Raw genomic sequence first — 17,498 nt, 5'->3', positions numbered from 1 at the left:
GGATGTGTGTGGTGCTGCACGCGGCGGATGCCGCGCGCCTACGGCCACAGTTGGCCGAAGTGTGTGGTGACGAGATCCGTGATGATCGGGACGATACCGAGTAGCACGAAGGCCGGCAGAATCGTGAGGCCGGTGGGGAGCACGAGACGCACCGAGAGCCGCGCGGCGGCTTCATCGACCTCGCGCAACCGCGCACGGCGACGGTCGCGAGTGACGGCCGCCAGGATCGGCGCGAGGCGTGCACCCGTCACATGAGAGAGGCTCGCCGCGCTTGTGAGAGCCGAAAGGTCCCCCTCGAGCCTCGATAGCGCCTCGGCGGGGGCCATGCCCCGAGCGAGCGCACGGCCGGCCTCGAGGAGCGCAGGCCCCGGCTCCGTGTCGTCAAGGGCCTCGCCCACGCGCGTGCACGCCGCTGCGAGTGGGATCCCAGAGTGCACAACACTCGCGATCAAATCGATCACGATCAACGGGTCGATGTCCGCGCCCTCTCCGCGCGCTGCAGCGAGCATGCGGTTCATCCACGCGAAACCGGCCGCGGTGAGGACGATTCCGGCCGCGAGCATGAGAAATCCATGCGGCGACGCCAGGAGCACGCGCAAAGGATTCGCCCCCATTGCATACCCGAGAGCGATAGCGAAAAGCGGCAGCGCCATGAGCACTCGGGCCGTCGTCTTTGCGCCCGCGAAGGCTGCTGTGCGTGCCCTGGTGGCGTCGGAAGAATCGCGAAGTCCACCGGAGAGTGAGGTGAGTAGACCGGAAAGCGGAGCCCCCGTGCTCTCGCACATGACGTGGCACAAAACGACCGCGCGCACCGCCTCGCGAGGCGCGTTGAGGACCCCGTTCATGCGCTGCACCAGTGCGGGAGGAATGCGCGCCATAGTTTCGGCAAAATGCTTTTCCCGAGGCGTGGATGTGGCATCTGCGACGGCGGCCCACGCCTGCGGTGCCGTCACCCCCGCGCCGAGAGCCATCGCCACGTGGTCGAGAAGGCCGGCGAGCGCATCGTCCGATAGTCGAGCGTGGCCTTTCACCTCGCACCCCCGTGCCCGAGGCGTGCCTCGAGCGCATCGAAGGCGGGAAAGCGCCGCTCACGGGTCCCAAAACTGACTGCGGGCACGCATTCGAGCCGCCCATCCTTCCCGCGCTGTAGGAGGGAAATGGTTGAGAGGGCACGTCCCTCGCGCGAACGGTGCATGTGGAGAACGACCGTGATTGCCGAGAGTGCTTGCGATGCAAGCGCAAGTGGATCGAGGCCGGCGAGCGCACCGAGGGCCTCAAGCCTCGCGGGGACATCCGCCGCCGTATTCGCGTGGAGCGTTCCGCACCCGCCCTCGTGCCCCGTATTGAGTGCCTGGAGGAGCTCGCGGATGTCTGCGCCTCGGCATTCGCCGACGATGATCCGATCGGGCCGCATGCGCAGGCACTGCCTGATGAGGGTCGCGAGGCTGATCTCTCCCATGCCCTCCGCATTAGCGTGGCGCGCCTGAAGGTGCACGACGTGGGGATGAGCGGGCCGAAGCTCGGTGGAGTCTTCGACGATAATGATGCGCTCGCGGGGATCGACGGCGCCGAGCATCGCGCCGAGCAGGGTCGTCTTTCCGCTTCCGGTTCCGCCACTCACGAGGAAGGATAGGCGCGCGCGAATGATTGCATCGACGAGAGCGCGGCCCGTGGCCGTCAGAGTTCCTGAGTTCTCAAGATCATCGAGGCAGTAGGGGAGGGTGGCGGCGCGCCTAAGGCTGATGCTCGCTCCGCCCACGGATAGTGGCGGCAGCATTCCGTGGAAGCGAAGGTTCCCGGGCAGCTGCGCGTCAGCCCACGGCATCGCGTCATCGAGCCGGCGGTTGCCGAGTGAGGCGAGCCTGGTCGCGAGGGCCCGCGCATCGTGCGCGGAAAGAGTAAGGCTCGTACGCTCGAGACCGTTGAGTGAATCGATCCACACGCTGCCGTCGGGGTTGACGAGGATGTCACTGACACCGTCGGTCGCGAGATCATGGAGCGGGCCGAGACCCTCGAGATGATGCCGCACCTGATCAGTGAGATCGAGGAGGCTCGCGCGGTCGAGGATGAGCCCGTGCGAGTGAGCGACGCGCGCGATGCGGCGCGCATCGATTTCCCCCGGTTCTTCGCGAAGCGATTCATGAATTCCGGTGAGGAGCTCGTCGCTGAGAATCATGCGCTACCCCCGCCCATTCCGGAATCGGCGAGCTTTGCGAGAAAACGTTTGCAGGCGGCTTTGATGCCCATGCGGTCTCGATCAAGGCCGGGAACGAAGCCCTCGCGGGCACTTCGGTACTCGAGCACGATGGGCGCGCCGAGCTGCTCGGCCACGTCGCGCGCCCGATAGCTCTCGCCGCGCCGGCGCGTGCGCAGAGCGATGCCGATGCGGGTGCGCGGATGCACCCCGCGAAGTACATCGAGGGTTCGTGCCGTCGCGGCGAGTGCGTGTTCGCTCGGATGGACTGAGACGAGAGTGATGTCGGGACTCACGTGCGGTTCGATCCCCGTTCCGAGCGGCGCGTCGAGAACAAGAGTGCCGGGTGCATTCGCAAGACTTGCGATGACCTGGGGATTCACGGATTCCTCTCGCGCTCCCGAAAAGGTGAGCAGGCGGTAGCCGTCGATGAGAGGAAGAGCGTCGAGGAGCACCTCGGCTTCCGTTGTGCCACTTGCCGCTCCCAGATCACTCCACCGCGCGCCCGCCACGTGCCGGGCCTGCACGAGCGTGTCGATTCCGCCGCCGAGGGGATCGGCATCGACGAGTGTCGCGGGCATGTTTCGGCTTGATGATGCGAGGGCGAGAGCGATCGCGAGAGACGTCGACCCTGCGCCTCCATGTCCCGAAAGGCACGCGAGCACACGGCTTCGGCCGCTGCTCGTGGCGAGAGAGGAAAGGTCGCTAATAAGCTCCGAGGATTCCTCCGGAAGAAAACGAAGTGAGCGCGCTCCGTGGGCAAGCGCTTGCTGGTAATCACGCTGTTCGGGCTCGTTCTCGCACGCGGCGAAGAGGGGGAGTGCTGGGTATGCCTCCGCTGCGCTAGCGAGGAGCGACGCCTCGCACACGACTGCACGCACGTGCCCGCGAGGCGTTTTCGCCGTGGCGACGTCGAAGCCAGCCGCTTGAACGCGGTCGCGCACGAGGGTTTCAAGCTCGCCGCTATTGCCGAGCCACGCGATCGTGGCGCTCGCATGTTCGTGCGGGGAGGGCGGAGCGTCAAGCGGAATGCGGCCCACGAAGGTCGAGGGATCGCGGCGTCCGTGCTCAACCCGAGGAAATACGTGTGTCATGGCTCCATGTTTTGCCGCTCCCTGGGCTCATTCCAGTGCCTGGTCATTCTTGGGGGTAGAGGCGGATTGTGGGGTCAGACCGGAGGCGAAAAACACGAAGCGAAATGGGGGTTGCGTGGCTCACATCGAGTGTGTAAAGTGGGGGACATCACAAGCAAGGGAATGATTCGAAACCCACGTGCGAGTGGTCCTCGTTCGGACCGGTGCGGATTCGTCGAAAGCGGATACCACACCACCAGGTGCACGCTTGATCCCGGATCGGCCCCGGGGAGGCGCTCGAAAGGGCGCCTCCTTTTTGGCCCGGATCCCATCCCCCGCACACGCCTCTTCTTTGCTGATCATCGCCGCGCCCATTAATGAAGGAGGAACGCGCCTATGCTCGAAACAACGCTCAAGCGCCCATCACCACCCTCCGTTCCCGGCGCCGAAGCGGGCTGGCACATTGACCCCACGACCCTGCGCCCCGTGATCGATGACGTCGAGGCGTTCGATCGGGAATTCGCCCAGGACGACGCGCGCGACATTATTCGAGCGCTCTGGAGCGGCGATCCCGTGACGGCGCTCGAGAGGTGTGAGGGCAGGCTCGCTAAGGAACCTTCATCGGTGCGCTTACGCGCGATTTCGGCTGATTGCCACCGGGATCTTGGCGAAACCGATCGAGCGATCGCTGAGTACCGTGTGCTGCTCGAAGAGTGCCGCGGCACCTCGTGGGAGGCCGTTCTTCACCAGCACCTCGGGAAGGCGCTATTCGCGGCTGGCCACTACGACCTTGCCCTGAATGCCTTCGCGCAGGCATACGAGGCGCGCGTGTTTACGGGGGCTGATCCGAGCCTCATTGATTCGAGTATGGCGGCGATGTCACGCACGCAGCACATGCTCGAGATCCAGCACCGCGCGCGGCGCCGCCGCTAGACCCAGCCGTCTGGCTATTTCCGACGCCTGCTGGCGCCCAGGCGATCCCTAGAGCTCAACGTCGACGATCACGGGTGCGTGATCGCTCGTGGATTTCTGCGCCCGTTCGGCAAGGTCGATCATCGCCCCGGTTGTTGCCGTGCGCACTGCGGGCGAGCCAAACATGAAGTCGATGCGCATACCCTGCTTCTTCGCGAACTTGAGACCCTTGTAGTCCCAGTACGTGTAGGTCCCGGGGGCGTCGAGCCAGTCGCGTGTGAGGTCGGCGTAGCCCGCGTTCTCGAGCGCCGCGATGGCGTCACGTTCGGGCCCGCTCACGTGGGTTTTCCCCTCGAAGGCCGACATGTCCCAAACGTCGGCGTCGGTGGGAGCGACGTTGAAGTCGCCCGCGAAGAGCGTCGCCGAGTTCTCGCCGGGCGCCTCGCCCGGCCCGCCGGCATCGAGGCGCGAGGCCGCGTAATTGCGCACGGCCTCGAGCCACGCGAGTTTGTACGGATAGTGCGGATTGTCGAGTTCTCGCCCGTTCGGGACGTAGAGGCTCCACAGCTCAAGAGGTGCGCAGTCGCTCGAGGCGTCTCCCACGACGGCCCCAATGGCGCGGGCCTCCACGACCCCATCATCCCCTTCGCCCCAGGCGGGAATCGAGGGGATCTCGCGGCGCACCTCGCGAAGGCCCACGCGCGAGGCGATCGCGACGCCGTTCCACTGGTTAAAGCCGTGGGCGGCGACTTCGAATCCGCGCTCGGTGAGCTCGCTGAGGTCGAGCTGCTCGGGTTTGGCTTTGATCTCCTGAAGTGCAATGACGTCGATATTGCGGGTATCGATCACCTCGAGGAGGCGGGGCATCCGTGCGCGAAGGGAATTGATGTTCCAGGTGGCAATTCGCATGCGTCCATCCTATGGGTGCATGAAGGTTCGCGTGGATACGCTTAAGGCATGACTCTCGCGCTCATCACCGGCTCAACCTCCGGCCTCGGCCTCGAATTTGCGTGGCAGCTCGCAGGCAGCGGTCACGACCTCGTGCTCGTGGCGCGAAACGAGGATCGCCTCGCGGCAGTGGCCGCGCAGATTGAGGCGGTGTCTGGCACTCGCGTCAGCATTCTCCCGGCGGATATTTCGGTCCAGGCCGATGTGGAGCGCGTGGCCCGCCGCCTGCTCGACCCCGTTGATCCCATTGGTTTGCTCGTCAATAACACCGGGCATTCGGTGCGCGCCTCGTTTCTTGAAGGAGAGATCGAGGAGTTTCTCGAAGAAGTCGATTTCGACGTGCGCGCGACCCTGATCCTTGCACACGCAGCGGCGACGGCGATGACACGTAAGGGCGCCGGGGCGATCCTCAACGTCTCGTCGATGGCGGGATTCACCGCGACAAACCTCTCGGCGGCGGCGAAGAGCTGGGTCGTTATTTTTACGGAGTACCTCGCGCAGGAACTCGAAGGAACGGGCGTGAGCGCGACCGTGCTGATCCCGGGTTTCGTGCACACCGAGAGCCACCACAACGCCGCCGTCAACATGGAGGGCGCGCCGCGCGTGACGTGGCTAAAGGCCCCGTTCGTCGTGCAGCATGCCCTCAAAGACGTGGCGGCGGGAGAGGTCGTCTCGGTGCCATCGCTGGCCTACAACCCCGAAGCGCTCGGGCGGGCGACGCCCGGGGCGCTCAGGCGTGCACTCCAAAGTGAGGCGATTGCGCATGCGATGAGTAAGGCGCGCATGCGTAAGGTCGAGCGGGCCGCGGCGCGCAGATCGATGTTCGATCGATTGCTGCGCAAACGTCGGGACTGAACCCACGCCTGAAGGCGGAGAAAACGCCCCGACGGCGCCGGGATTGTTACGGCTGCTCAACCGCGAACGTGTCGCACGCCTTGTAGGTGCCCTCGTTGTAGCCCTTCACGAACCAGTTGCGACGTTGCGCTGAGGAGCCGTGCGTCCACGTGTCAGGCATGACCTGCCCGCCCGTCACTTCGCCCTGAATGTGGTCGTCGCCCACGGCGCTCGCGGCGCTGAGCGCATCGTCGACGTCCTTGTCGGTGAGGGGTTCGAGCATCGTCGTGCCGTTATCGTCGACCGTTGTCGCGGCGTGGTGAGCCCACATGCCGGCGTAGCAGTCCGCCTGAAGCTCAAGTCGCACCTGATCCGAGTCGGGGCCCGTTCCCGAACGATCGATTGCATTCATGGTGCCGTCGAGGCGTTGAATGTGATGACCGTATTCGTGCGCGACAACGTAGGCCTTCGCGAGCTGACCGCTGCTCGCCCCGAAGCGCGAGCTGAGCTGCTGGTAGAACGAGGTGTCGACGTAGATCGTGGAGTCGGCGGGGCAATAGAACGGGCCCGTCGCAGAGGTGGCGGGCCCGCAGCCCGTGTTAACCGAGTCGGTGAACACAACCGCCTGTGGTTCCTGAAACTTGAAACCGGCATTCTTAGCCTGGCCTTCCCACAGGGAGTCGGCGGACTCGACGGTGGCCTGCACGAGGCAGTCGTCGTTGTCGTTTGCGTCGGCGCCGGTTTGGCATTCCTCGAGAACGGTGCCCTGCTGAGGCTGCTGTGCACTTGGGGCGGGGCCGGCGCCGCCACCAAGCAGCATCGACGGATCGACTCCGAGGAAGAGCAAGACGATCACGAGGACGAGCGTGCCGAGGCCACCGCCACCGAGGGCGATTGCGCCTCCGCGGCGCATGCCGCCCCCGCCGCCGGAGCTGCGGCGGGTGTTGTCGGAGCGGATCTCGGAATTGGGGTTGAAGGTCATGCCGCCAATCTACCGTTTCATGCCGGATTTTCCCCGGGGTTTGCGACCCGGAGGCGACGTGGCGATGTGATTCAGCGTCTAACCTTTAGACTGGTTACGGTTCCGTAGCCTGCGGTTCCGTATCCGACGCGAAAGTACCTGTTTATGCCCACCTCTTTGCGCGAATACACGAGCCCGCTGCTTGTCGAGTCGAACGATAGTGAGCGCCTCACCGACCTCTTCGTGAAACGGGATGGCGAGACCCCCGAGCACATCGCCTTCCAGGTCCCTGCCGGCACCGATGCTGCGGGAGCGACCGTGTGGAGCGACGTGACCACGCGGGAGTTCTTCGATTCCGCTCGCGCCCTGGCGCGTCATTTCATCGCTGCAGGCGTGAGGCCGGGTGACGCGATTTCGATCATGGGGCCCACGCGCTACGAATGGGTACTCGCCGACGTCGCTGCGCTGTGGGCGGGTGCGGTCGTCGTGCCGATCTACGATACGAGCGCCCCGGCCCAGGTGGAGGCGATCGTCGAAGACGCGGGGGTTACGCGCGCCATTGCCGGCACCGCGCAGCAAGCCGAGTCGCTCACGCATGCCCTTGGCGGGGCGGATCGCGTGTGGACGATGGAAGAAGTGAGCGGCTACGAATGCGTGAGCGCGCTCGCGGCACGCGACCCCGAAACACCGGTGAGCGAGGCTGATCTGGAGCGTGCACGCACCTCCCGCACTCTCGAGGACGTCGCCACGATCGTCTACACGTCGGGAACGACGAGCGACCCGAAGGGCGTGCAGCTCACGCACGGCAATTTCGTGGCGCAGTTGCAAAATATCGGCGTCTCCCACGGGGAGGTGCTCAACGAGCGCGGGTCGACGATCCTTTTTCTCCCGCTTTCGCACGTGCTCGCGCGCGGCGTGCAACTCATTTGCCTCGCGCTCGGGATGCGCGTCGCCCACCTCTCCGATACGTCACGCGTCATCCCCACCTTCGCGGAGATCCGCCCGACGTTTGTCATGGTCGTTCCGCGCGTGCTCGAAAAAATCCTTAACGCGGTCGCCGCGCAGGCCGATAAAAAGCATGTGGGGCGCCTGTGGAAGGACGCGCGTGAAACAGCCGTGCGGATCGGCATGATTGGGGAAGGTTTTCACGAGAAGGAACGGCCGAAGCTTCCGTTCCACCTCGCGGTGAAGCGTGCGCTTTACGAGCGCGTCTTCTATCGAACCATTCGCACGCTCTTGGGTGGGAACATTCAGTACATCCTGTGCGGCGGCGCGAAACTTCACCCCTCGCTCGCGCTCGCTTTTCGCGGCTTCGGTATCCCGATCATCGAGGGCTATGGCCTCACGGAGACGACCGCCCCGATCGCCGCGAACCGCCCGGGCGACCTCACGGCGGGCAGCGTGGGTGTCCCCGTTCCCGGCACGACGATCCGTATCAGCGAGGAAGGTGAGGTGCTTGCGAAGGGGCCCGGGGTCTCGCCTGGTTACCGCAATCCCGAGCACACGGCGGCGGCATATTCCGACGGTTTCTTGCGCACCGGTGATTTGGGAAGTCTCGATAGTTCCGGCCGCCTCACGTTGAGCGGTCGCTCGAAGGATGTCATCGTGACCTCCGGCGGTAAGACGATCGAGCCCGCCGGCTGGGAGGGCGCCGTCGAACAGCATCCGAGCGTGGCGTACGCGGTCGCCGTTGGCGATGATCGTCCCTACCTCACGGCGCTTCTCATCGAGCACACGGAGGACGGCGAGGTCTCGGGTGACGACATCGAGATCATTGAAAATCCCAAGCTCATCGCGGAAATCCTGCCCTATCTCGAGAACGCGAACCTCGACGTGTCGCGAACGGAGCGCATCAAGAAGTTTGCGCTCGTGAGGGCGAATCTCGCGGACCCGAACCTAGTGACGCCTTCGCTCAAGCTGCGTCGCGCGGCCTTCCTCGAGAAGGCGAAAGCGGCGATCGAGGAGCTTTATGAGAAAGCGCCGAAGGCGTCGATTCACGAAATCGTGAAGCGTGAGATCGTCGAAAAGGCCTCGGAGATCAAGGCGAAAAGGGCAGACAAGCCGGAAAAGAGTGAGTCCTCTGGCGAGTAGTGCCAGCTAAAGGGGTACGTACACTTGTACGGCCGAACATGCGCTTCGGCCCGCGCACGAAAAGAAGGGTTTTTCCGTGAACGTTGTTGAATGGGCGATCAGCATCATGAGCTCGATGGGGGGCTTCGGCGTGATGCTCCTGCTGCTGCTCGAATGCGTGTTTCCGCCGATCCCCTCGGAAGTGATCCTTCCGCTTGCGGGCGTAACCGCGGGAACGGGCGAACACTCGTTCTGGGTGTTGCTGATCTGGTCGGTGATCGGCTCGACGCTGGGCGCCTACATCCTTTACGGACTCGGGCGAATTCTCGGTCCCGAGCGCACGCGCGCCCTGTTCATCAAGCTCCCGCTTATCAACGTCGAGGATTACGAAAAGACGAACACCTGGGTCGACAAGCACGGGATGCAGGGCGTTTTCTTCGGGCGTTTCATTCCGGGCATCCGCTCGCTCATCTCGATTCCCGCGGGCATGTTTGCGATGAAACTCCCCATGTTCACACTGCTGACGGCCCTGGGAAGCGCGATATGGAACTCGATCTTCCTCGCGTTCGGCTACTTCCTTGGCACGCAATGGCACGTGATCGAGCCTTACACGGACATCTTCTCGAAGGTCTGCTACGTGCTCGTCATCCTCGTGGTGCTCTACTTCTTCGTGAAGCTCGTTCGCCGTGAGCGCCGCCGCAAGAGCCTCGGCCTTCCCGACCCAGACGACGCCGTCAAATAATGTCTGGCGAGCGCGAAGTCGGCGTGGGGCCCTGGCAGGGGGACTGGCCGAAGGAACCTCACTACGATCCGGCACTGCTTGAAGCAGGCGACCGTCGGAACGTTCCCGACCGATACCGGTACTGGCGCCGCGAAGCGATTATCGCGGACCTCGACGCCCACTACCGCAACGGCCTGCACGTCGCGATCGAGAACATCGACCACGACTTCAATATCGGCTCGATCGTGCGCACCGCGAACGCGTTCGGGGTCGCAGCCTTCCACATCGTTGGAAAGAAGCGGTGGAATCGACGCGGAGCGATGGTCACGGATCGATACCAGCACGAGTTTCACCACGCGAGGCCCGAAGACTTCCTTCAGTGGGCTCGCGACAACGATCGCGCGGTCGTCGCGGTCGATATCGTCCCCGGCGCCGTCCCTCTCGAACACACGCGCTTGCCGAAAAACGCCGTGCTCGTGTTCGGCGAAGAAGGCGGGGGAGTGTCGAAGCCGCTTATCGATGCGGCTGCGCTCACGGTCGCGATTTCTCAGTTCGGCAGCACGCGCTCGATCAACGTCGGGCACGCCGCCGCGATCGTCATGCACACGTGGGTGAGTCAGCACGTCGAGATTCCGCGCGACCTAACGCTGTAGCTGCCAGAGCCGCGAGGGTCGTCAGAAAGGTCTCTGACCTGCGCAGTAGGCTAAAAAGGCAACGCTATGAGTTGCTGACAATCCGAACCATGGTTAGGAGCACACCATGAGCATCACCGTCAAGGCCCTCCAGAAAACCGGCCCGGATCAGCCCTTCAAGGTCGTCGCCATCGAACGCCGTGAGCCACAGGGGACCGACGTCCTCATCGACATTAAGGCCGCCGGCGTGTGCCACAGCGATATCCACACGATTCGCAATGAGTGGGGCCCCGCGAAGTTCCCACTCGCCGTGGGCCACGAGATTGCGGGAGTGGTCGAGGCCGTCGGCCCCGACGTCACGAAGTACAAGGTCGGCGACCGCGTTGGCGTCGGCTGCCTCGTCGGTTCGTGTGGCGAGTGCGAGCAGTGCAACAAGGGTTTCGAGAACAATTGCCTGAACGGCGCGATCAGCACCTACAACGCGATCGATGAGGACGGCACCGTCACTCAGGGCGGCTACTCGCAAAAGGTCACCGTGCGCGAGCGTTTCGTGTGCCGCATTCCCGACTCACTCGACTTTGATGTGGCCGCACCGCTTCTGTGCGCAGGTATCACGACGTACTCACCACTCGCGACGTGGGAGGTTGGCGAAGGCCAGAAAGTCGCGGTCGCGGGTCTCGGCGGGCTCGGCCACATGGGCGTGCAGATCGCCACGGCGAAGGGCGCCGAGGTGAGCGTCATTTCTCGCTCGCGTAAGAAGGAAGAGGACGCACTCTCGCTCGGGGCGAAGGAACTCCTCGCCACCGGTGAGGACGAGAACTTCTTCGAGACCCACAAAGGCAAGTTCGATTTCATTCTCAACACGATCAGTGCTGAGTTCGACCTCCCGGGCTTCATGGATCTGCTCAAGCCGGGCGGAAAGATGGTGCTCGTCGGCCTTCCTCCCGAGGGTATGCCGATCCCCACCCGTGCCCTCACGGGCGGTCGCAAGGTTCTCGCAGGCTCGAATATTGGTGGGCTCCCCGAGACCCAGGAGATGCTTGACTTCTGTGGAGAACACAACATCGGCGCGAAGATCGAGGTCATCGGCGTGAACGACGTCGACGCGGCCTACGATCGCGTCGTCAAGGGGGATGTGCACTTCCGATTCGTCATCGATACCTCGACGTTCGACGACGCAGAGGTTGAGGAGGTCTGAGCCCCGCTCAGTCTTCGCCGATTTCCACGAGTCCTGACTCGTAGGCCGCCACGACAATCTGCGTGCGGTCGCGAAGGCATAGTTTTTGCAGGATGTGGGACACGTGGGTTTTCACGGTGGGCTCCGCGAGAAACATCGTGGAGCCCACTTCGGCATTAGAGAACCCTTTCGCGATGAGTTTCGCGACCTCGCGCTCGCGGTCCGTGAGGGCAGCGATGGCCTTGGTGAGGGCGGGATCGGTCCGACGCTGGCTGCGCGAAAGCGCCCCAAAATCTTCAATGACTTTCCGCGTGATGGAGGGGGAGAGGAGGGCCCCACCGCGATAGACCTTCCGCACGGCATCGACGAGTTCCTCGACTTCGGCGTCCTTGAGCAGGAAGCCGCTCGCGCCTCCCTTGAGAGCCGTGAACACGTAGTCGTCGGCGTCGAATGTAGTGAGGATGATGATGCGCGGCGCGGGATCGAGGCCAGCGCGGAAGATTTCCTCCATCGCGGCGAGCCCGTCGAGGTTCGGCATACGGATGTCCATGAGGATGATGTCGGGTCGATTCTTGAGCGCGGCGTCGATAGCTTCGCGGCCGTCGGCGGCAGTGGCCACGACGTCGATGTCTGCTTGCGCTGCGAGGAGTGCCTCGAAGCCGGCGCGCACCATGGGCTGGTCGTCAGCGATGATGACGCGGATGGGGGAGTTCTGGCTCATGTCTTAAGCCTAGGTCACAGGGCGCGCCCTCACGCGAATAACGGCTCATCCATAAGTATTGCCGTGATCAAGACCGGGGAGTGATGCCGAGTTCTGTCGGGGCCTCTACGGTTAACCCATGGCAGAAGTGGGAGAGAAGGCACCCGGCGCACACACGGTCGCGCCGTGGTCGAAAGCGCCGCTGAGAGCGCACGCCAAGCAACTGGGACGCGACTTCCTCTACGTCTTCCCAAGTCTCGTGCTCGGCCTTCTCGTGGGTGGCGCGCTCTTTATACTCGGCTTTCTCACCGTCTTTTCGCTTGCCTTTCTCCTCATTGGTCTTCTGTTCTTACCGGGCATCCTGCTCGCGGGCGGTTTCGCTGCTGACCTCACGAGAATTCGCTCCAACGTGTGGAGCGGTGAAAAGGTGCTTCGCCCTCGCACGAAAGTTCCCGAGTTTCACTCGTTCGCCGACTACTTCCGTCTCCTCGGAAACCTGCGACTGTGGCTCGACTTCATCAGCGAAGCCCTCGTTCTCAACACCGTGCGCGTGAGCGCTGCGTTGGTCCTGGGCACCCAGGCTGTTTTCACGCTTCTTTGCGGTCTGTTCTTCCCGTTCGTCACGCTCATTGATTTCTCGTACGAGTCGGGAATGGCGAGTTTTGTTATTCGAAGGTTCAACCCAAACGTGGGTCTCGAGCCATACGCGCGAACGCTCGCCTTAGTTGACTCGGCGCTCTATGTCGGCCTTGGCCTCGTGCTCCTCGCCCTGTTTCCCTTCACCCTGCACATTGCCGCGCGTCTTGAGAACGGCCTCGTGCGCGAGATTCTCGAAGGGGACTCCTTCGCGACGATCAGCTTCAAGGGATGGGCGACCGCGGTCATCGCGGTCATCGCGCCGATTCGCATCACTTTTTCGGGTGACGGTGCCCTGTGGGAGCACATCGCGCCGCGGTACCTTCCCTTCGGCCTGTTCACGATTCCGGTCGCGGGGCTGTCCTTTTCTTTGCTCGCGCTCACCTGGACGCTCGCCTTCATCTTCCTCGTGCGGCGGCCAAAGCTCGGCTCCGTGCTCGCCTGCGTCGCGTTTGTGGTGTCCTACGGCGGGATCATCACGCTCACCATCGTGAAGTTCAATGGCCAGGTGTTCATGCCCGGCACGGAGGTTCCGGTTCTACTCGCCGGACTCGCCCTCTTCACCCTGAGCCTTCACCGGAACGTCAAACACAGCACCGGGGTATTTGGTGCCTTCGGTGTGATCGCGCTGATGGGAACGATTGCGAGGTGCGTGGTGACGCACGGGCGCGCCTCCACTTCCGTGGACTTCATCCAGTGGAGCTTCCTCATTCTGGGCGTCATGCTTGTCATGTGGATCGTCGCGGCGGCCTTCGGATACGGGCTTCGCTGGCTCGCCGATTCGGCTCGCGACGTTTCGCGTGAACGGGCGGCACGCCGCGAAGCCGAAGAGCGCCAAGAGCGTGCCTTCGCCGAGAGCGCCGAGCTCAGCGAGAGAGCCCGTATTGCGCGCGAAATGCACGACGTGGTCGCCCACTCGATGTCGGTCATCAGCGTCCAAGCACAGACCGCTCCCTACCGCCTCGCAGAATCACAACTCGACGAAGCGACACGCGCCGAATTCGCCTCAATCGCCGCGACCTCGCGCAACGCCCTTCAAGAAATGCGTGCTCTTCTCACGATGCTGCGCGGAACCGGTAGCGAAGAAGACGTCGCGAGGGCCCCGCAGCCCGAGCTCAAGGATCTCCCCGAACTCGTGCAGCGCTCGCGCGATGCCGGCGCCCACGTGAGCCTCACCGTGCCAGAGGCGGGCATCCCCACAGTCCCCGCAACCGTCGGACTCGCCCTCTACCGCGCCGCCCAGGAGGGACTCGCCAACGCGCTCAGGCACGCACCCGGAAGCGACATTCACATCACGCTCATGACGAGTGAACATGTCACCGGCATCGACGTCGTCAATACCGCACCGCCCGAGGACTTCGAGCCTGCGCCCGGCTCCGGAATGGGGCTGCGCGGCGTTCGCGAGAGGGCCAACGCGCTCGGCGGCACCGTGAATGCGGGGGCGCATGCCGACGGTTCCTACAGCCTCATCGTGCGAATTCCGCACGCCGGAACGTGGGCAGCCGTCGGATAGCCCACGCCCCAGTGACCACTCGTGTGGCTCAGCTCTCACGTTTCGTGCTGGGAGTGGCCCGTCCCTGAGCGTCCCGAACGACGTGTGGAAGAATGAAAGGGCAAACGCAACGTGGATCTGCGAGGTACACGGGTGCCCGCGATCCCCACTCGAAGGAGCACACATGCCTGTTGCAACCCCGGAACAGTTCAACGAAATGATCGACCGCGCGAAGGAAGGCAAGTTCGCCTACCCCGCGATCAACGTGTCGAGCTCGCAGACCGCGATCGCCGCACTCCAGGGCTTCGTCGAAGCTGAGTCTGACGGCATCATTCAGGTGTCCGTTGGCGGCGCCGAGTACCTCTCCGGTTCGACCGTGAAGAACCGCGTTCGCGGCTCGATCGCTCTTGCGAAGTTCATCCACGAGGTTGCCGAGGACTACAACATCACGGTTGGCGTTCACACCGACCACTGCGCGAAGGAAAACCTTCCTACCTGGGTTGAGCCCCTCATCGAATGGGACCTCAACGAGCGCGTCAACAAGGGCCTGAACCCGCTGTTCACCTCCCACATGTGGGACGGCTCGGCCGTTCCGGTCGACGAGAACCTTGAGATCGCGAAGCGCCTCCTCGAGAAGACCGTGGAAGCGAAGAAGATCCTCGAGATCGAAGTTGGCGTCGTCGGCGGCGAGGAAGACGGCTACTCGGCGGACGTCGACGAGTCGAAGCTCTTCTCGACCCCTGAAGACGGTCTCAAGACCGCCGAAGCCCTTGGCCTCGGCGAAAACGGCCGCTATATCACCGCCCTCACCTTCGGTAACGTGCACGGCGTGTACAAGCCGGGCAACGTTCGCCTCACCCCGTCGATTCTCCTCGACATCCAGAAGGCCGTTGGCGAGAAGTACGGCAAGGACATGCCGTTCGACCTCGTGATGCACGGTGGCTCGGGTTCGACTCTCGAAGAGATCCAGGAAGCTGTCGACAACGGCGTCATCAAGATGAACGTTGACACCGACACCCAGTACGCCTTCTCGCGTCCCGTTGCGGGCCACATGCTCGAGAACTACGAAGGCGTTCTCAAGATTGATGGCGAGGTCGGCAACAAGAAGATGTACGACCCGCGTTCGTGGGGCAAGAAGGCCGAGGCTGGCATGGCAAAGCGCGTCGTCGAGGCGTGCGAGAACCTCCGCTCGGCTGGCCACAAGATGTGATCCTCGCCTGAGGTAGCGAAAGCGCCCCTCCCCGAATATGAACTGCTCCCCATTAGTTGGACTGAGAAATCAGTTACCGACTAGTGGGGAGTAGTTTTCGTTGAGAGCACAAAGTTCGCTGAGTGAGCATCAGCGCGAGCAGTTGGTTGAACTTTTTGAGCAAGGCATGGGCTATAGAGCTGCTGCTAATGCTCTTGGTGTCTCTAGATACGCCGTCCGTACGCTCTGTCGTCGGTTTAAGTTGCATGGCAGGCTATGTCTTGTGGAGAAACCGACTAAGCAGCAGTATTCGTTCGAAATCAAGAAGAAAGTTGCCGAGCGCCACCGTGCTGGTGAGACAGCGATGGATCTTGCGCGCGAATTTGGCCTGTCGTCGCAGCAGCTAGTCAGAGCGTGGTCGTGGAAATGGCGTAAAGGTGGCGATGAGGCACTAAAACCGAAGCCGAAGGGCAGACCCAAAGGCGCTGTCGCACCGAAGCCTCTCTCGCAGGAAGAGAAGCTGCGACGCCAGATCGCACGGTTGGAAGCGGAAAACGCCTATCTAAAAAAATTGCGGGACTTGAGGAATCAGGGACGCGCCTGAAAGTCCAGGCGATTGTCATCCTCAAGTCACAGCATCGCCTGCAATACCTTTTGGATGCGGCAGGCATGCCGAGATCGACGTTCTTCTACCACCAGAAACGACTCAGCGAGCCGGATAAGCACGCTGCGCTCAAAGACGCGATCCGGGAAAGCTTCGAGCGTAACAAGCATCGCTACGGCTACCGACGAGTGCTACTTGACCTGTGCAACCAGGGGTGGGTGGTCAACCACAAGCTCGTCTACAAACTCATGCGCGAGATGGGGCTTCGAGCCAAAGTCCGCCAGCGCAGGCCATGTGTTTCCTACAGCAGGACGATCAGCCACATTGCCGACAACACCCTTGACCGCAAGTTCACCCCAGATAAGCCAAATACCGTCTTTGCCAGCGACGTCACCGAGTTCAGGGTCCAAGGCCGCAAGGTCTACCTGTCACCGGTGATGGACCTGTTCGACCGTTCAATCGTTGCCCACACCGTGGCTACATCGCCGTCGACAACGTTTACCGCTGATTCTTTAACTCAAACGATTAAAACGTGTGCACCTGAACCCGGGTGGATGATCCACACCGATCAAGGCTTCCAGTACCAGCATTCGTCCTGGCGCAACCTCATTCATGACAACGGTGGTGTTCAGTCGATGTCCCGTAAAGGCAACTGTTACGACAACGCGGTCATGGAGAATTTCTTCGGGCACTTGAAAACCGAGATGTACCACGGAGAAATCTTCGACACCGTCGCCGAGTTCAACCAGGCGATCGACGAGTACGTCCAGTGGTACAACACTGAATGCATCCAACAACGGCTCAAGGGCCTGACCCCGATGCAATATCGAGATCAGGCCCTTGAAGCCCTAACCGCCTAGAATTAAACCGGTCCAACTTTCGGGGGCCAGTTCAAGTAGCGGGAGGGGCGCTTTCGTATCGCCAGGTGTTTAAAGGCGGGCGCTCAGATCACGCGTGAGTCGCCGGTCGTGACGATCTCCTTGCCGAAGGGGAAGCAGGTGATGGGGATGAGCTTGAGGTTCGCCCACGCAAGCGGAAGGCCGATGATGGTGACGGCCTGTGCGAGTGCGGTCGCGACGTGGCCTGCCGCAAGCCACAGGCCCGCGATGAGGAACCATACGACGTTGCCGAGAGTCCCGACCGCCCCGAGCGGCCGCACCTGTACAGCTTCGCGACCGAACGGGAAGATCACGTAGTTCGCGATGCGGAAGCTCGCGACACCGAACGGGATCGTGACAATAAAAATGCACGCGAGAATGCCCGCGAGGATGTAGCCGAGCCACAGCCAAAGCCCGGCGGTAAGAACCCAAATGATGTTGAGAATGACGTTGATGATGGTGCGCATACCACCAACG

The 17,498-nt window shown here is 62.9% G+C and carries 15 protein-coding genes and 2 pseudogenes; 10 read left to right on the top strand and 7 right to left on the bottom strand.

Annotation, left to right across the window (positions count from 1 at the left end; translation table 11 throughout):
* Positions 1 to 38: 38 nt before the first annotated feature.
* The 3 genes from FXY94_RS01700 to FXY94_RS01690 are packed head-to-tail and all read right to left on the bottom strand — an operon-like array spanning position 39 to position 3,288.
* Complete coding sequence (locus FXY94_RS01700; RefSeq protein WP_016663284.1) at positions 39 to 1,031, bottom strand: type II secretion system F family protein; 993 nt, start codon at positions 1,029 to 1,031, stop codon at positions 39 to 41.
* Entirely contained in the window at positions 1,028 to 2,176 is a 1,149-nt protein-coding gene (locus FXY94_RS01695; protein WP_016663283.1) for a TadA family conjugal transfer-associated ATPase, read from the bottom strand. Before FXY94_RS01695 ends, FXY94_RS01700 begins: the two co-directional genes overlap by 4 nt.
* Positions 2,173 to 3,288 (bottom strand): hypothetical protein, encoded by a 1,116-nt coding sequence (locus tag FXY94_RS01690; protein ID WP_016663282.1) that lies wholly within the window; start codon positions 3,286 to 3,288, stop codon positions 2,173 to 2,175. Before FXY94_RS01690 ends, FXY94_RS01695 begins: the two co-directional genes overlap by 4 nt.
* A 375-nt stretch (positions 3,289 to 3,663) precedes the next feature.
* On the opposite strand from FXY94_RS01690, the gene FXY94_RS01685 reads away from it, so the two are divergent.
* Positions 3,664 to 4,200, top strand: coding sequence for a tetratricopeptide repeat protein (locus tag FXY94_RS01685; protein ID WP_016663281.1), 537 nt, complete (start codon positions 3,664 to 3,666; stop codon positions 4,198 to 4,200).
* 48 nt (positions 4,201 to 4,248) lie between these two features.
* On the opposite strand, the gene FXY94_RS01680 is transcribed toward FXY94_RS01685, so the two are convergent.
* Entirely contained in the window at positions 4,249 to 5,088 is an 840-nt protein-coding gene (locus tag FXY94_RS01680; RefSeq protein ID WP_016663280.1) for an exodeoxyribonuclease III, read from the bottom strand.
* Between the two features lie 48 nt (positions 5,089 to 5,136).
* Here FXY94_RS01680 and FXY94_RS01675 point away from each other — a divergent pair, with 48 nt between their 5' ends.
* Positions 5,137 to 5,982, top strand: a complete 846-nt coding sequence (locus FXY94_RS01675) for an SDR family NAD(P)-dependent oxidoreductase (RefSeq protein ID WP_016663279.1) — start codon at positions 5,137 to 5,139, stop codon at positions 5,980 to 5,982.
* Positions 5,983 to 6,028: 46 nt separating this feature from the next.
* Here the strand turns inward: FXY94_RS01675 and ypfJ are convergent, their stop codons facing one another.
* Positions 6,029 to 6,943 (bottom strand): KPN_02809 family neutral zinc metallopeptidase, encoded by a 915-nt coding sequence (gene ypfJ, locus FXY94_RS01670; protein ID WP_016663278.1) that lies wholly within the window; start codon positions 6,941 to 6,943, stop codon positions 6,029 to 6,031.
* Between the two features lie 144 nt (positions 6,944 to 7,087).
* Here ypfJ and FXY94_RS01665 point away from each other — a divergent pair, with 144 nt between their 5' ends.
* The 4 genes from FXY94_RS01665 to FXY94_RS01650 all read left to right on the top strand — a co-directional run bounded on the left by FXY94_RS01665 (position 7,088) and on the right by FXY94_RS01650 (position 11,543).
* Positions 7,088 to 9,013 (top strand): AMP-dependent synthetase/ligase, encoded by a 1,926-nt coding sequence (locus FXY94_RS01665; RefSeq protein WP_016663277.1) that lies wholly within the window; start codon positions 7,088 to 7,090, stop codon positions 9,011 to 9,013.
* Positions 9,014 to 9,089: 76 nt separating this feature from the next.
* A complete protein-coding gene (locus tag FXY94_RS01660; protein ID WP_016663276.1) occupies positions 9,090 to 9,734 on the top strand; it encodes a DedA family protein in 645 nt (214 codons plus the stop codon).
* Entirely contained in the window at positions 9,734 to 10,366 is a 633-nt protein-coding gene (locus tag FXY94_RS01655; RefSeq protein WP_016663275.1) for a TrmH family RNA methyltransferase, read from the top strand. Before FXY94_RS01660 ends, FXY94_RS01655 begins: the two co-directional genes overlap by 1 nt.
* A 106-nt stretch (positions 10,367 to 10,472) precedes the next feature.
* Positions 10,473 to 11,543 carry an NAD(P)-dependent alcohol dehydrogenase gene (locus FXY94_RS01650; RefSeq protein ID WP_016663274.1) on the top strand — a complete coding sequence of 357 codons (1,071 nt, stop codon included), beginning with the start codon at positions 10,473 to 10,475 and terminating at the stop codon, positions 11,541 to 11,543.
* Positions 11,544 to 11,550: 7 nt separating this feature from the next.
* Here FXY94_RS01650 and FXY94_RS01645 read toward each other — a convergent pair whose 3' ends face one another.
* Positions 11,551 to 12,243 carry a response regulator gene (locus FXY94_RS01645; RefSeq protein ID WP_016663273.1) on the bottom strand — a complete coding sequence of 231 codons (693 nt, stop codon included), beginning with the start codon at positions 12,241 to 12,243 and terminating at the stop codon, positions 11,551 to 11,553.
* A 118-nt stretch (positions 12,244 to 12,361) separates the two neighbouring features.
* Here FXY94_RS01645 and FXY94_RS01640 point away from each other — a divergent pair, with 118 nt between their 5' ends.
* The 4 genes and pseudogenes from FXY94_RS01640 to FXY94_RS01630 all read left to right on the top strand — a co-directional run.
* On the top strand, positions 12,362 to 14,371 hold the full coding sequence (locus FXY94_RS01640) for a sensor histidine kinase (protein WP_016663272.1): 2,010 nt from the start codon (positions 12,362 to 12,364) through the stop codon (positions 14,369 to 14,371).
* Between the two features lie 163 nt (positions 14,372 to 14,534).
* Positions 14,535 to 15,560, top strand: coding sequence for a class II fructose-bisphosphate aldolase (gene fbaA, locus FXY94_RS01635; protein ID WP_016663271.1), 1,026 nt, complete (start codon positions 14,535 to 14,537; stop codon positions 15,558 to 15,560).
* A 100-nt stretch (positions 15,561 to 15,660) separates the two neighbouring features.
* Positions 15,661 to 15,801 (top strand): annotated as a pseudogene (locus tag FXY94_RS11185) (helix-turn-helix domain-containing protein); the annotation flags it as partial.
* A 12-nt stretch (positions 15,802 to 15,813) separates the two neighbouring features.
* Positions 15,814 to 17,003, top strand: a pseudogene (locus FXY94_RS01630) (IS3 family transposase); the annotation flags it as partial.
* Between the two features lie 83 nt (positions 17,004 to 17,086).
* Here FXY94_RS01630 and FXY94_RS01625 read toward each other — a convergent pair.
* The gene (locus tag FXY94_RS01625) at positions 17,087 to 17,488 is read right to left on the bottom strand and encodes a YccF domain-containing protein (protein WP_016663268.1); all 402 of its coding nucleotides are present in this window, start codon (positions 17,486 to 17,488) and stop codon (positions 17,087 to 17,089) included.
* Positions 17,489 to 17,498: the final 10 nt, after the last annotated feature.

The organism is Dermabacter jinjuensis (assembly GCF_902381725.1).
Classification (GTDB): domain Bacteria; phylum Actinomycetota; class Actinomycetes; order Actinomycetales; family Dermabacteraceae; genus Dermabacter; species Dermabacter hominis.
This window is presented reverse-complemented; position numbering and strand designations above follow the sequence as displayed.